At 66.9% G+C, this 13,934-nt stretch carries 13 protein-coding genes; all 13 read right to left on the bottom strand.

What is annotated here, in order from left to right:
• Positions 1-17: 17 nt before the first annotated feature.
• The 13 genes from BZY54_RS05315 to BZY54_RS05270 all read right to left on the bottom strand — a co-directional run bounded on the left by BZY54_RS05315 (position 18) and on the right by BZY54_RS05270 (position 13,914).
• Positions 18-2,213, bottom strand: a complete 2,196-nt coding sequence (locus BZY54_RS05315) for a xanthine dehydrogenase family protein molybdopterin-binding subunit (protein WP_086723369.1) — start codon at positions 2,211-2,213, stop codon at positions 18-20.
• A complete protein-coding gene (locus BZY54_RS05310) occupies positions 2,210-3,190 on the bottom strand; it encodes an FAD binding domain-containing protein (protein ID WP_086723368.1) in 981 nt (326 codons plus the stop codon). Before BZY54_RS05310 ends, BZY54_RS05315 begins: the two co-directional genes overlap by 4 nt.
• A 12-nt stretch (positions 3,191-3,202) precedes the next feature.
• Complete coding sequence (locus BZY54_RS05305; protein WP_086723367.1) at positions 3,203-3,856, bottom strand: (2Fe-2S)-binding protein; 654 nt, start codon at positions 3,854-3,856, stop codon at positions 3,203-3,205.
• 1,166 nt (positions 3,857-5,022) lie between these two features.
• Positions 5,023-5,886, bottom strand: coding sequence for a 3-hydroxybutyryl-CoA dehydrogenase (locus tag BZY54_RS05300; protein ID WP_086723366.1), 864 nt, complete (start codon positions 5,884-5,886; stop codon positions 5,023-5,025).
• 572 nt (positions 5,887-6,458) lie between these two features.
• Entirely contained in the window at positions 6,459-6,761 is a 303-nt protein-coding gene (locus tag BZY54_RS52815) for a beta-ketoacyl-[acyl-carrier-protein] synthase family protein (RefSeq protein ID WP_244216976.1), read from the bottom strand.
• A gap of 6 nt (positions 6,762-6,767) precedes the next feature.
• A complete protein-coding gene (locus BZY54_RS54680) occupies positions 6,768-7,091 on the bottom strand; it encodes a thiolase family protein (protein WP_279634654.1) in 324 nt (107 codons plus the stop codon).
• The gene (locus tag BZY54_RS54675) at positions 7,088-7,438 is read right to left on the bottom strand and encodes a thiolase family protein (protein WP_279634653.1); all 351 of its coding nucleotides are present in this window, start codon (positions 7,436-7,438) and stop codon (positions 7,088-7,090) included. Before BZY54_RS54675 ends, BZY54_RS54680 begins: the two co-directional genes overlap by 4 nt.
• Complete coding sequence (locus BZY54_RS54670; RefSeq protein WP_279634652.1) at positions 7,375-7,608, bottom strand: thiolase family protein; 234 nt, start codon at positions 7,606-7,608, stop codon at positions 7,375-7,377. The genes BZY54_RS54675 and BZY54_RS54670 overlap by 64 nt, the downstream gene beginning before the upstream one ends.
• Positions 7,609-7,694: 86 nt before the next feature.
• Positions 7,695-8,804, bottom strand: coding sequence for a sugar ABC transporter substrate-binding protein (locus tag BZY54_RS05290; protein WP_158103817.1), 1,110 nt, complete (start codon positions 8,802-8,804; stop codon positions 7,695-7,697).
• A gap of 207 nt (positions 8,805-9,011) precedes the next feature.
• Positions 9,012-10,157, bottom strand: coding sequence for an ABC transporter permease (locus tag BZY54_RS05285; protein ID WP_158103816.1), 1,146 nt, complete (start codon positions 10,155-10,157; stop codon positions 9,012-9,014).
• Between the two features lie 31 nt (positions 10,158-10,188).
• On the bottom strand, positions 10,189-11,694 hold the full coding sequence (locus BZY54_RS05280) for a sugar ABC transporter ATP-binding protein (protein WP_086723363.1): 1,506 nt from the start codon (positions 11,692-11,694) through the stop codon (positions 10,189-10,191).
• On the bottom strand, positions 11,694-12,806 hold the full coding sequence (locus BZY54_RS05275; protein ID WP_158103815.1) for a sugar ABC transporter substrate-binding protein: 1,113 nt from the start codon (positions 12,804-12,806) through the stop codon (positions 11,694-11,696). The genes BZY54_RS05280 and BZY54_RS05275 overlap by 1 nt, the downstream gene beginning before the upstream one ends.
• 253 nt (positions 12,807-13,059) lie before the next feature.
• Complete coding sequence (locus tag BZY54_RS05270; RefSeq protein WP_086723361.1) at positions 13,060-13,914, bottom strand: enoyl-CoA hydratase-related protein; 855 nt, start codon at positions 13,912-13,914, stop codon at positions 13,060-13,062.
• Positions 13,915-13,934: the final 20 nt, after the last annotated feature.

Genomic DNA, 13,934 nt, shown 5'->3' with positions numbered 1-13,934 from the left:
GGAGCCCTGGGCCCGGCTCAGAGCAGCGCTTCGGCAGTGATGGGCAGCTCTCGAATGCGGCGGCCAGTGGCGTTGAAGACCGCATTGGCGATGGCGGGTGCCACGCCGATCATCACCACCTCGCCAAGTCCCTTGACACCGAGCGGGTCGGCTTCACGGTCCTCACCGTCGAGGTAGATCGCCTTGAGGTCGGGGATGTCTGCGTTGACCGGGACGAGGTAGTCGGCCAGGTTGGCATTGACGATCCGGCCGTCGCGGTGGTCGGTGACCGTGTGCTCCAGCAGGGCTGTGCCAATGCCGCCCACCATGCCGCCGAGGGCTTGGCTGTCGGCGAGCTTGGGGCTGATGATCCGTCCCGCGTCGTACACGCCGAGAATTCGACGCACCCGGACAAGGCCCAGCGTCGCGTCCACGGCGACTTCCGCGAAGGTGGCGTTGTACGCGTAGAAGGAGTGCCGCTCGGGCCCCGACGGCGGAGCGAAGGAGCCTTCCGCCTCGAGATGGGAGCGGTTGTTACGGGTCAGAAGCCTCTGATACGTCTCACCTCGCGCCGGGTCGCCCTGCACGTGCAGCCGGCCGCCACGCACGACGACGTCATCGGCCGCAACGCCGAACAGCGGCGATTCCTCGTCCTCGATCGCCAGGATGACCGCCTGCCGTCGCAGTCTGTCACAGGCGTCGAGGACGGCGGACCCGACGCTCGCCATGGTCATCGAGCCGCCGTGGGGTGGGGTCGCCGGGTAGCGGGAGTCACCCAGCCGGAAGGTCACTGTGCGCATGGTCAGCCCGAGGGCGTCGGCGGCGACCTGGGCCTGGGAGGTGTAGGTACCGGGGCCCATGTCGCTGGACGCGGCCTCGACCACGGCAGTGCCGTCTGCTTCCAGGCGGGCCCGGGCCTGGGCCGGGGCGCGTACGGTGTCGTACACGCCTGTGGCCATGCCCATGCCGATAAGCCAGTCACCGTCGCGCCTGGAACGTGGCCTGGGGTTGCGTCGGTGCCAGCCGAACTCGCGGGCTCCGACGGTGAAGCACTCACGCAGTCGACGCGTGGAGAAGGGCACGCCCTTCGCCTCGTCCTCGCTCGGTTCGTTGCGTATGCGCAGCTCGATCGGATCGACGCCGAGCTCGTGGGCGAGCTCGTCCATAGCCGACTCGATGACGAAGGAGGCGGTCTGGAAGCCCGGGCCGCGCATCCAAATCGGGGTGTTCACATCGAGTGGCACGGTTCGGTAGGCCTGGCGGACATGGGGCATGCTGTACAGCATCTGCCCCGCTGCCAGCACGCCCTCGGTGAACTGTTCGTACGACGACGTCTCGGCGTCCATCTCATGGACCGCGGCGGTGAGCCGCCCGCGCCGATCGCTGCCGAGGCGCAGCCGGTACTCGTACGAGGGCCGGAAACCAGTCCCCAGGTACATCTGCTTGCGGCTCAGCACGAGCTTGACCGGACGCTGTGTCTCCCGCGCGGCGAGCGCGGCGACCACCACGTGCGGCCAACAGCGCAACCCGGTGCCGAAACCGCCTCCGACGAACGGCGAGATGACCCGCACGGCGCCCATCTCCAGACCGAACACCGCCGCCAGCTCGGTCTGCGTGCCCACTACCCACTGGGTCTTGTCCCAGACGGTGAGCCTGCCACCGTCCCAGCGGGCGATAGTGGCGTGCGGCTCCATCGGGTTGTGATGGTTTCGTGCCGTGCGGTATGTCAGGTCCAGGCTCACGGCCGCGTCACGCACAGCGGCGTCGGCGTCGCCACGCGCGTACGTCGTCGACTCGCCCGGTTCCGCCTTGGTCAGATCGGTCGAAGGCTGCTCGTCGTCGTAGCGGATCTTCACCAGACTCGCTCCGTGCTGCGCGGCCTCCAAGGTCGTGGCCACCACGACGGCCACCGGCTGTCCGTGGAAGAGCACCCGGTCGTCTTGGAAGACCCGCAGTCGCCGGCCGGGCGGGTTGTTCGAGCCGGAGTTGTCGCGGTACGGCAGCTCCGGCGTGTTGCGGTGACTGATCACCCGCAACACGCCCGGGTGAGCCAGAGCGGCGCGTGCATCGATCGAGGTGATCCGGCCGCGGCCGATGCCGCTGTCAACGATGACGGCGTGCACGGCACCGTCGACATCGTGCTCGGCGGAGTACAGCGCCTCGCCCGTGACCTTCAGCCGCCCGTCCACGCGGGACAGCGGCGCGCCCACGGCTGCCTGCGGTTGGGGACTCACTTGGCACCTCCTACGATGCGCAGCTGGCGTTCGACGGTCCGTCTCAGCAGCTCGACCTTGAAGCCGTTGTGTTCCAAGGGGTGGGCGCCGTCCGCCGCGTGCCGGGCGGCCTCGGCCCACAGAGCCTCGGAGGGACGTTCCCCTATGAGGTGGCGCTCGACCGTGGACAGCTTCCACGGCACGGTGCCCACCCCGCCGGCGGCCGCCTTCGCCTCGCGGATCACTCCGCCCCGCACGTGCAGCGCGACCGCGGCCGAGGTCAGGGCGAACTCGTACGACTGGCGGTCGCGCACCTTCAGATAACCGGACTTGAGCGGACGAGGGTGTGCGGGGATCTCCACAGCCGTGATCAATTCCCCTCGCTGGAGGGCCTGTTCGCGGTGGGGCGTGCTGCCCGGCTTGAGGAGAAAGTCGAGGAAGGGAACATGGCGTTCGCCTTCCGGGCCGAGCAGGTGGACGGTGGCGTCCAGTGCCGCGAACGCCACAGCCACGTCGGAGGGATGCGTGGCCACACACTGGTCGGAGGTGCCCAGAATTGCGTGCGCGCGGTTGAAACCCACTCGGGCCGCGCACCCGGATCCCGGCTCGCGCTTGTTGCAGGCGGCGGTCACGTCCCGGAAGTACGTGCAGCGGGTGCGCTGCATGATGTTGCCGCCGATGGTGGCCATGTTGCGCAGCTGAGCCGACGCGCTCAGCTCCAGTGCCTGGGAGATGACCGGGTACAGGGTGCGCACCTTGGGGTGGGTGGCAGCCTCGGCCATCCGCACCAGCGCACCCACCCGCAATCCGCCGCGCTCGGTGACGCTGACCTCACGCAACGGCAGACCGGTGATGTCGACCAAGGTCTCGGGGCGTTCGACGGTCTCCCGCATCAGGTCAACCAGCGTGGTACCGCCCGCGATGTAACGTCCGCCGCGCCGACCTGCGTCGAGGGCCTCGCGGGTGTCGGAAACCTTGGTGAACGAGAAGGGATGCATAACGTCCGCACCTCATTTCCGGGGCGCGGTCTGCTCGACCGCGCGCACGATCTTGACGTAGCACCCGCAGCGGCAGATGTTGCCGCTCATCCACTCTCGGATCTCTTCCGGCGAACCGGTGTGACCCTCCTGGATGCAGCCGACGCCGGACAGGATCTGACCCGGAGTGCAGTAGCCGCACTGGAAGGCGTCCTGATCGATGAACGCCTGCTGCAGTGGGTGGAGCCGGTCGTCCTCGGCCAGTCCCTCGATCGTGGTGATCTCGGCACCGTCCAGGCGAACCGCCAACGTCAGACAGGAATTGACGCGTTCGCCGTCGACGAGGACGGTACATGCTCCGCAGGCCCCGGCATTGCAGCCCTTTTTGGAACCGGTCAGACCGAGGTGTTCGCGCAGCAGGTCCAGCAGAGAGGTACGGTTGTCCACCGTCACCGTGCGCCGAGTGCCGTTGACCGTCAGAGAGACCCGGCTCGAGGGAACGGCGTCCGCGGCGGCCGCCTCCTGCGCGTCGACGAGGGAAGTCCCGGCGATGAGCCCGCCGGCGACGACGGCGCCGCCGACCGCCGTAGTCGTGGCGATGAACGTGCGTCGCGTCGGCGTCGCGGAGGACTGGCCGGAGTCACCGGGGGGCGGTCCTGCTGACTCGGTAAGCTCAGTGGAAGACATACATACGCTTTCGAATCGGTGGATGGGGCACCTGGCCCGCACATCGGCAATGACGCGCGATCCGTGACGTCGCCTCACCGGGCGTGGGGACAATCGCACTCGACGAGAGGCCCCGGGACGTCACGACGATCAGTCTCACGTCGTCAACCCGTCGCTGGGAGGGACAGTTTTCTCCCTGGATACACTCGACCAAGACGGTTCACCTCTAGCTTGCAATCCCATCTCGGCGCATTTACTTACGCTTTACATCGTGCATTATCAGAATATATATCCCCGCGATGCCCCCGGCGCCGTCGACAAAAGGCGCCATCTTGGGGCGTCGGCGGAGAGTCTGATCGCCAAACGATCCCCGAGCGAGCGCATTCCCAGTTGGGTATTACGGCGGTGATGCCATGGGATCCCCCACCACTGTCGGAACGGCGGATCGTGCACTTGGCGCAGCACAGACGACCGCCCTCAACTCCGAGCAAGTGCACGTCATTCGTGGGTGTCCGAGAGAGAACGGCGACGAGGACGGCGACCGGGGACTCTCATGTCGTGATCCGATCTGGTAGACGATCTCGTCGTCCGTGAGCAGGTTGGATTGAGCCGGCGACTGCAGCCAGACAGAGAGGGCACTCCGAGGGTCGTTCTCCAGCACCCGAAGAAGACACAGTCAGGCTGAGTGCACGAATGACCGTGTCATCCCCGCCGCGTAGTCCACCGAGGGCGCCCTGTCGAACGGCGTCCGCGCCAATCACCAGCGCGACTACGCCGCAATACCGTAGCCGCCCCCTTGAGCCCTACTGCCAGAAGGAGGCACGGCCGTGCTCGAGGAACGCCGCGCGCTGCGCAGGCTCCAGGCCCAGCGTGCCCCCTCGGCAAATGGCCCGTCCTACCAACGTACTCGAACAAGTAGCGGATCCGCTCGGTCGGCATCGCCCGTCTGGTCTCACGCTGCAACGCCTCGTACGGACAGCGGTGCCGCATCTGGGACCAACCGGTGTGGAACGTTGTGCCCGGTTCTCTGATCGCTGAGCCGCGCGAGCTCCTGGCCCGCACCCGCCACACCTATCCCGCTCTCCCTGCCGGCCGGAAGCGACTGCGGGGCATTGATCCCCAGGTACTTCCACGACCGCCCGACCAGCTTACCGGTCTCAGTGACGATCCGCCCAGCCCGAGACAGGTCATTCACCGTAGGCGTAGAAGCCCCGGCCAGTCTTACGGCCGAGCGTGCCCGCCGCGACCATGCGGCGCAGCAGCGGCGGCGGCGCGTACAGGGGCTCCTTGAACTCCTCATACATCGATTCCGCGACCGACTGGACCGTGTCGAGGCCGATCAGATCGAGCAGACGCAGAGGTCCCATGGGGTGGGCGCAGCCGAGGGCCATGCCGGTGTCGATGTCCTCTGCGCAGGCAAAGCCGGACTCCAGCATGCGGACGGCGGAAATCAGGTATGGGACCAGAAGCGCGTTGACGACAAAGCCGGAGCGGTCGCGGGCCTGGATCGCGTCCTTGCCCAAGCGGGCGGTGACGAATCCGGTTGCACGTTCGACGACGTCGTCGCGGGTAAGTTGAGTGGGAATGACCTCGACGAGCTGCTGCACCGGGACCGGGTTGAAGAAATGCATGCCGATGACGCGGTCCGGGCGATCGGTGAGTGCCGCCAGCTCCATGATGGGGATGGAGGAGGTGTTGGAGGCGATGATCGCCTCCGGGAGGTCGAGGACCTTGTCCAGGGCGGTGATGGTGGCGCTCTTCACCTCGCGCCGTTCGGCCACGGCCTCCAAAACGAGGTGACGGTCGGCAAAGTCGCCGAGGTCGCTGGTGAAGACCAGCCGTGACAGCGCGGCCTCCCAGTCACGCTCGGAGAGCCTGCCGCTACGGAGGTGACGGTCCAGGGAGGCGATGACGCGAGCTTTGCCGGCCGCCGCAGCTTCGGCGCTGACCTCGCCGACCAGGACGTCGAGGCCGGCGCGGGCGCACACGTCGGCGATTCCGGAACCCATCAGGCCGCAGCCGACGACCCCTACTTTGGTGATCTCAGCCATCGTACGAGCAATCCTTTCTCAGGGATGTGGCGGCTCGAGCGGACGGCACGGTCGGTGCACCGCTCAGGCCGCCGGAGGCATAGCAGAGCCGGAAGGCCGGTTCCCGCAGACCTGGCCGGCCCTCCGCGGCCAGATGCACGCTGATGCCGCTGCTGCGCTCCCGCGACGGCTTCAATGACGATCTGGCAGGCGGCGAACCGGAGGTTGATGCGCTCCCCGCCCACCCGTCGGACTGCCTTGAGTACTTCCGTACCAAAAGGACCTCGAGTACAGCGGCGACATGAAGCTGACGCTCCGGAACTACATGGCTGGCCGGATCGCCCATGCCACAGGAGATGGACGATCGTGCCGGACGCCGTCGCGCTTGTCTTCGCTGATTTACCCGCGTATGAGGGCGCGGCCTTCGATGGTGTTGATGCGGTGGCCGGAGCCCGTCGCGCCGCAGCCGACGCCTCCGGGACGGGAGAGGTCTCCTTGGCGGATCTCTTTCAGGTGTCGCGGGGTGGCGGCCGGGCGGTGTGCGTTCCTGACCGCCCTTCGGTCACCTGCGTTCCGGTGGCGCGGACCGTGGGTCAGACACGGCGAAGCAGGGCGGCGAGGGCCTGGCCGCCGCCGATGCACAGGGTGACGATGCCGAGCTCGAGGTCTCGCCGTACCAGGTCCTTTGCCACGCGGAGGGTCAAGATGGCTCCGGTGGCGCCGACGGGGTGGCCCAGGGCGATGGCCCCGCCGTACGTATTGGTCTTCTCGGGGTCCAGGCCGGCCTCGCGAATCACCGCGACCGCCTGCGCCGCGAATGCCTCGTTCAACTCGACAGTGTCGATGTCCGACACCGAGGTGCCGGTCAGCTCGAACAGCTTGCGCAGCGCCGGCACCGGCGCCTAGCCCATCAGCCCGGGCTCCATCCCGGCGGTCGCCACCGCCTCGAGCGCCACCAACCCCGTCAACCCGCGCTCGACCGCCACCGACTCCCGCACCAACACCAGTGCGGCGCCGCCATCGTTGATCCCCGACGCGTTGCCAGCTGTCACAGTGCCGCCGTCCCGGAAGACCGGCCGCAAACCGGCCAGCGTCTGCACAGTCGTGTGCGGCTTGGGGTGCTCGTCCACCTCGACGGTGACGGGCCTGCGACCGGCCACCTCGACCGGGGTGATCTCCTCGGCGAACGCGGCCCTGAGACTCCGCCGCGAACTCGTCCTGATCAATCCGCGACACCCCCGTACTTGGCGGCGACATTCTCCGCGGTGACGCCCATGTGGATGCCGTGGAACGGATCGGTCAGCATCATCACCGTGCCGTCGCACAGCGTGCGGTCCCCGAGCCTGTAGCCCGAGCGGGCCCCGAAGTCGTAGAACGGTATCCGGGACATGTTCTCGTCCCCGCCAGCCACCGCGATGTCCGCCCCGCCCCAGCGCATCTGCATCGCAGCAGACCACACCGCCTGCAGGCCACTGCCGCACAGCCGGTTCACCGTGTACGCCGGCGTGCTCACCGGCAGCCCGGCCGCCAGGGCGACCCGGCGCGCGTTGTAGCCGTCGGACCCGACATGCATCCCATCACGGCCTCGTCCACGTCCCCGGGCGCCACGTTTACCCGGGACAGCGCCACCCGAGCGGCGGCGGCACCGAGCTCGTGCGCCGGGACGTCCTTGAACGCGCCACCGAAACTGCCGACTGGGGTGCGCGCTCCCCCGGCAATGAGAATCCTCTCGTCAGGTCCCATACCCCATCCTTTCAGGAACTCTTAGTTGTTTGCTCTGCCACCGCTACACCACTGGCTCCGCCAGTAATTACACCCATCCGGATTCTTCATGAAATACCCCACAATTTAAGATAGCGGGATACGTAGTCGTTCTCGGCTGCCCAAGGCTTCCTGGGATCGGAGATGCTCGCCGCGGTGAGCAGCCGGAACGGGACTCCTTCGCTGTATGCCGTGCGATCGTCGGGGTCGCCTGGCGTGCGCCACGGCCGCTTTCCGTTGAGGACCCTGATCAGTTGATCGACGGCCGCGTAGGCGTAGTAGCGATCGTCTTCGGCGATGACGGCATGCTCGACGTTTCCGTCCTTGACGTAGCCGAGGTTCTGACGGTTGCCGATGTATCCGACTGCCTTGATTCGGGGGGCAATTCCCGCATTCGTCAGAGCCGGCACCATGTCGGAGATGGCGGCATCATAGGAACCAATGACATAGTTCACGTCGGGCTGTCGCCGAAGAGTGTCGGACATTCGCTGCCCCAGTCCGTTGCCGATGTCCGTGGCCACGTGCTGCTCGACGTTCTGAACGACACAGCTCGTGCACGACTTGAGGGTGGCGCGGGCGGCCTTGATCTGCGCATCGGTGCTCGGGAATTCCTTGTCGTTCATGGGGAGAACGTTTGCAGCGCCCTGCGAGTCCGCGACGACCCAGGATGCCATCGCTTTTCCGGCGGCCGGGAAGTTGTCATTGATGTCGAAGGCGACAAGGTCACTCGGCGGAACGTAGACACCCATCGTGCCGACGGGGATCTTCTTCTCTCTGGCCAGCTGCAGACCTGCGGCGACCTGCCTGGGGTCGGTACCGGCCAGCAGAACGGCGTTGGCGCCACCGTTGATCGCCTGAATCAGTGCTTGGTTCTGCGCGACGGGGTCGCCCTTGCCGTCGTAGACCTTGACCGCCCAGCCCAGGGCCCGTCCAGCGGCTTGGGTACCCGCTACCTGCCGTGCGCATCCTTCGAGGAAGTTTGCACACGACACCACTGCGAGGGTTATGCCCTTGGGTGGCTTCGGCGTCGAAGTCGGCCCGTTCCAGGTGGTCTGGGGGGCCTCTGCCTTCTCGGCGGCAGCCTTGAAGGTGGCGAGTTGCTGATCGCTCATCCTTGCGGCACCGCTCGAGTTGGATGCGCCGCCGCAGGCTGTGACGGCCATCAGGGTGGCAGCCACGCCCACGGCGGCTGTGAGGCGACGGCCAGACTTCGCTGGCCGGCGCGATGACTGCGTCGGGTACATTGCACGCTCCTGTTGTGCGGCTCTTGATTTGCCTCGATGTTGAACAACGGCCGCGAATGGCCTCGTTGGGGGTGACCTCGACTCCCACATGCAAGCCCGTCCCACTGGGTCGAGCACTGCAGGACAGCTGCGATTCCTTGACTATTCCCGGACAGCGGCAGCACCCGACACCGTGTCGTCGAGCGAGCGGTGCTCGTCGTTGCGCGCACCCGCCTCCGGCGCCCCCGGGGAGGCGAGGCCATCACCGTTCCCCGGAGCAGGCCGCCTGCGTCGGGAGGAGATGGTGGACCACCGTGATGCAACTATTCCGACGATCAAGGCGACACCGTCGAAGACCGGCTCGACCCAGAAGGGCGCACCCAACAAGCTCAGTCCCGAGAATCCGACGGCCAGCAGGACAACGGCCAGCAGTGTTCCGGCGACGTTGAAGAAGCCCGGCCGGACGGTTGTCGAGCCCAGGAAGACGGCCGCGAAAGCCGGCAGGAGGAGGTTCGAGCCGAAGCTCGGATTTGCGGCGCCCGCCAATCCGAGCTGAAGGATTCCGGCCAGCGCAGCGCATGCTCCCGCCAGGCTGAACATGGCGCCCTTGAGCAACCGCACCCGGATGCCGACCATCCGGGCGACCTGCTCCGAGCCACCGGTGGCGTAGATCTTGCTGCCCACGGGAGTCTTGGTCAGCATCAGATAGATCACGACGGCGATGGCAAGCACGATCCACACGGCGGATCCCACGCCGAGGATGGGGGTGCGTGCGAGGACCGCGAAGGTCTGGGGAATGTTTCCGGACAGGGTCTGTCCGCCACTGATCCCCACGGTGAGCCCGCTGACCGCCAAGCCGACGCCGAGGGTGGCGATCAGCGAAACAACCTTCAAGCGAGTGACCACGATGCCGGAAATGGTCCCGATAAGCGCCCCGGCGGCGATGCTGATGACGATGACCAGGGGAACCGGAAGCCCCTCGTCACCGGACAGCTTCGCTGTCAGGACGGCGGAAAGCCCGAGGATGTAGGCGACGGAGAGATCGAACTCGCCGACTGTGGTCACGAGAAGCACCGACATCGCGAGCAGCAGGCCGACGGCCTGTCCGAGCGCCAGTCCCTGGAGATTCGGCGCTGTGGGGAAGGTGCCTGGTGCTGCGAAGGAGAACACCACGAAGAGCACGACGATCAGTGACAGCAGACTGTGCCGCTGGAGCAGCCGGGTCACAAGGCCCGTCAGCCTCGACAGGGTCGCGCTCTCGGCCGCCGCAGCCGGCAGGCCCCGATCACTTGGCTTGCTCGCCCGCATGGTGGTCTCCTCACTGGTTTCAGGTTTCTTCTCAGGCGTACGTTGCACGGCTGATCTCCTCGGTCGTGAGTTCGGCTCCCTGCAGTTGGACCGCATCGCGTCCGCCCTGCATGACGATCACGCGGTCGCAGAACCGTGCCAGGTGTTCTGGCTCCGTCGAGCGGAGAAGAACGCTCACACCGGCCGCGGCAAGCTCGTGGAGAATCGCGAACATGATTTCGCGGGTGTTCGGATCGACACCGGCCGTGGGGTCATCGAGTACCAGAACCGTCGGCTGGAGCAGCAACCACCGTGCGAGCAGCACCTTCTGCTGATTGCCCCCGCTGAGGCTTCCGAACGGGGTGCGCGCGTCCTTCGGGCGGATCGAGAGCTTGTCCATCATTGCGGCGACATCCGCCGCCGCCTTTCGCCGAGCGAGGCCGTACCGCTCCACCATCGGGAGCACGATGTTGTCGTGCACCGTCATCGTGGGAACGCCGCCCTCGCTCAGACGATCCGGAGAGAGGTAGAAGATGCCGGCCGAGACGGCATCCCTGGGGGTACGCAGCCGCAGCTCGCGGCCGCGGACGGAGACGGACCCCCGGGTGGCCGGCTCGAGTCCGCCGATGATGCGCAGGAGTTCGGACGCCCCTTCGCCGGCTCGACCCGTGACACCGAGAATCTCTCCTGGCCGGACATGGAAGGACGCGGAGGTGACGCCCTGTCCCTGCAGCCCGGTGGCGATCAAGGCCGCGGACCTCTCCGGCACCGTCGCACTGGCCTGTCTGGCGTCGGCGGCTACGCGCTGTTCTTCGTCGCCCACCATCGCGTGAATCACGGCCGACTCGGAAAAGGACTCCCGCTCCAGGGCGCTGACGAGGTCTCCGTCCCGCAGCACCAGGGTCCGGTCGCAGTATTCGCGTACCTCGGGCAGGCGGTGGGTCACCATCACGACGGACAGGCCGCGTTCCACCGCATTGCGAACGCGGTCGAGCAGCCGCTTTGCGTCGGTGGTGGACAGTGCAGCGGTCGCTTCGTCGAGGATCAGCAGGGCACGGTCGGGGTCGATGCCGGCCATCGAGATGGCCAGTGAGACGAGCGCACGTTCGCCGGTGGTCAACTCGCCGCAGTAGGCATCCGGGTCCACGTCGACGTCGAAGTCCGCCAGCATCTGCGCGGTTTGCCGCTTCAGCTCACCATGGCGCACCACACCGCCCGCATGCGGGAAACCCATGTGCAGAGCGGCCATCTCGGCGACTGTCATATTCGAGATCAGCGGCGCTTCCTGATGGACGACCCGGATGCCGAGCCGACGCGACCCCGTCGTCGTCAGGCTCGCGGGCTTCACCGGTGTCCCATTGAACCGGACTCGGGTTCTCGGGCCCATGGCGTTGACGCCGGTGAGCGCCTTCACCGTGGTCGACTTGCCTGAACCATTGGCCCCGAGGAGTGCGACCATGCGGCCGCGGTCCACGTCGAAGGAGATCCCGTGAACCACTTCGTGCTGCCCATAGGAGACCGTCAAGTCGCTGACGGCCAGGCGTTGCTCAGCAGGCATCAGGAAACTCCCCACAGTGCCTTGAACTTGGAGACGTAGTCGAACGGGGCCCGCCAATCGGCGGAGGCGTCACGCAGGTTGTGGGAGGTGATCAGCTGGTCGGGTGTGCCCTCGCCGTACTGTGCGCGCGGGTCGGTCACGCCCGGCGTCTTCCACAGCGGCCGCTCGGCTATCAGCCGGATGATCTGGTCGACGGCCGCGTACCCCATGTAGATGTCGTCCTGCACCATGTCGACCCGCTGGACCTCGTTGTTCTTCACGAAGCCGTAGTTCTGCGGGGAACCCACGCAGGAGACCAACTTGAGACGGTTGCCCAGCCCGGTGTTGTTGATCGCCGGTACCATGTCCGCTGCTGCGGAGTCGTAGGCACCGCTGACGTAGTTAACGCTCGGGTTGCGCTGGAGAGCGCCGGCGATCCGCTGACCGAGGCCATTGCCGATGTCGTTCACCACGAACTGCTCGGTGCGCTCCACCTTGCATCCGGTGCACTTCTTCACCGCCGCTGTCATGGCATGGGCGATCGTCATCTGGTTCTCGAACTCCTTGTCCATGGTCGGCAGGAAGTCAGCGGTTCCACGGGAATCGGCGACGATCCATGAGCCGAGGACCGTGCCCCATCGGGCGTAGTCCGGGCCGATGTCGAAGGCTGCACCGCCCCGGCCGGGTTCGGCGCCCAGTCCTGTGGTCCCGACCGGGATCTTCTTCGAGGCTGCAAGCTGCATGGATGCACTCAAGGAGACCGGGTCGGTGGCAGCGAGCAGGACGGCATCCGCGCCTCCATTGATGGCTTGGGTCATAGCGTTGTTCTGCGTGCTCGGATCGCCCTTGCCGTCGTAGGTCGTGACCTCCCATCCCAGCGAGTGGGCGGCCTGTTGCATGCCCTGCGCCTGGCGCACGCAGCCGGACACCACGCTCGAGCACACGACGATCGCAAGCTTGATGTGCTTGGGCGGAGCCGGCGTCGACGTGGGTCCGCGCCACGTGTCGGGCGCCGCTGTCGCCTGATCGACGACACTCTGAAAGGAAGTCAGGGACTGCGAGCTCGTGCCCCCAACACCGGATGTACTGGTCGACGAGCCACAGCCGGCCAGAGACATCGCCAGCGCGGCCACCGCCGCGACCGCGGGGAACCGGTGGTGAGGGGCGCGCGATTGTGCTGAGCGCATTGGTACTCCTCGTGGTGAAGATGGCGCCCTCGAACTGCCGAGCCGGGAATCAACATGGGTGTTGACGTTCGCGGGCAGAGGTCTGGACTGACAGAGGGAAGATTCGGGATTCGTTTCGCCGCAGGGCGCCCCGTGCAGCGTGCATGACCCGCGAGGCACTGTCAACGCTTATGTTGACAGCATTCGACCGGGGGAAGCCTTACCGGCACGAGAGGTTCATCGTCGCCTCTACCCGGTAGGCCTCGATGACCGCCTTGAGCCCTTCGCGCCCGATGCGTTCGCGCAGACCGAGCACATCGGGGGTCTGGTGGGCGAGGGCATCGGCATCGGCGACCGCCGCAAGGGCACTCCGGGCGCCCATCGCCTCCATGGCACGGTTGATCGACAGCTTTTTGATGGCCAGGAGATCCGCGGGGATCATCGCGATGCGCTCGGCCAGGCTGCGCACGCGGTCGAGTAGCTCCGGGGCGGGCACCGCATGGTTGGCCCATCCCCATTCGACCGCTGTGCGGCCGTCGATGCTGTTGCCGGGCACGAACGCCAGCTCCTTGGCCCTCTTGGGGCCGACTAGCGTCGACCAGACCGGCGCCACATATCCGGCGCCCACCGGCACCGTGACCTCGCCGATGCGGGCATCCTCGGTCACGATAGTGATGTCGGCGAGCGTCGCCAGCTGAGTGGCGCCGGCGATGCAATAGCCATGGATCGCGGCGATCACCGGCTTAGGGTGGTTCCACATGGCGAGGTACCGGTCGATATTGCGCTGCAGTCGCGCCTGGTCGGCCATCGGGTCCGGGGCGGTCGGCGCGGCGACCTGCTTCAGGTCGTAGCCGGCACTGAAGCCGCGGCCGTCACCCCGGAGGGCGATGATCTTGCCGCCGTTGGCGCGAAGCCATTCCAGTGCGGCGCTGAACTCGTCCAGGAGCTCGTTCGACAGGGCATTGGCCTTCTCGGGCCTCGCCAGGACGATCCAGGAGATCGGGCCGTCGTCTTCGATTCGGATGTTGCTGTAGCAGGGCACCGCTTCGGCGCCCGAGACCGCGTCGTTTTTCATGCTCACACGCCTCACGGTTG

Source organism: Streptomyces carpinensis (assembly GCF_002154505.1).
Lineage (GTDB): Bacteria > Actinomycetota > Actinomycetes > Streptomycetales > Streptomycetaceae > Streptomyces > Streptomyces carpinensis.
Note: the sequence above shows the minus strand (reverse complement) of the source record. Positions and strands in the feature narration are given on the sequence as shown.

Excerpts from the sequence above, each read along its gene's own strand:
- BZY54_RS54675 (WP_279634653.1), bottom strand. The coding sequence starts at position 7,438 with ATGCATGTCGGGTCCGACGGCTACAACGCGCGCCGGGTCGCCCTGGCG.
- BZY54_RS05300 (WP_086723366.1), bottom strand. The coding sequence starts at position 5,886 with ATGGCTGAGATCACCAAAGTAGGGGTCGTCGGCTGCGGCCTGATGGGT.
- BZY54_RS05280 (WP_086723363.1), bottom strand. The coding sequence starts at position 11,694 with ATGCCTGCTGAGCAACGCCTGGCCGTCAGCGACTTGACGGTCTCCTAT.
- BZY54_RS05270 (WP_086723361.1), bottom strand. The coding sequence starts at position 13,914 with ATGAAAAACGACGCGGTCTCGGGCGCCGAAGCGGTGCCCTGCTACAGC.
- BZY54_RS05310 (WP_086723368.1), bottom strand. The coding sequence starts at position 3,190 with ATGCATCCCTTCTCGTTCACCAAGGTTTCCGACACCCGCGAGGCCCTC.
- BZY54_RS05305 (WP_086723367.1), bottom strand. The coding sequence starts at position 3,856 with ATGTCTTCCACTGAGCTTACCGAGTCAGCAGGACCGCCCCCCGGTGAC.
- BZY54_RS05285 (WP_158103816.1), bottom strand. The coding sequence starts at position 10,157 with ATGCGGGCGAGCAAGCCAAGTGATCGGGGCCTGCCGGCTGCGGCGGCC.
- BZY54_RS54670 (WP_279634652.1), bottom strand. The coding sequence starts at position 7,608 with ATGGGACCTGACGAGAGGATTCTCATTGCCGGGGGAGCGCGCACCCCA.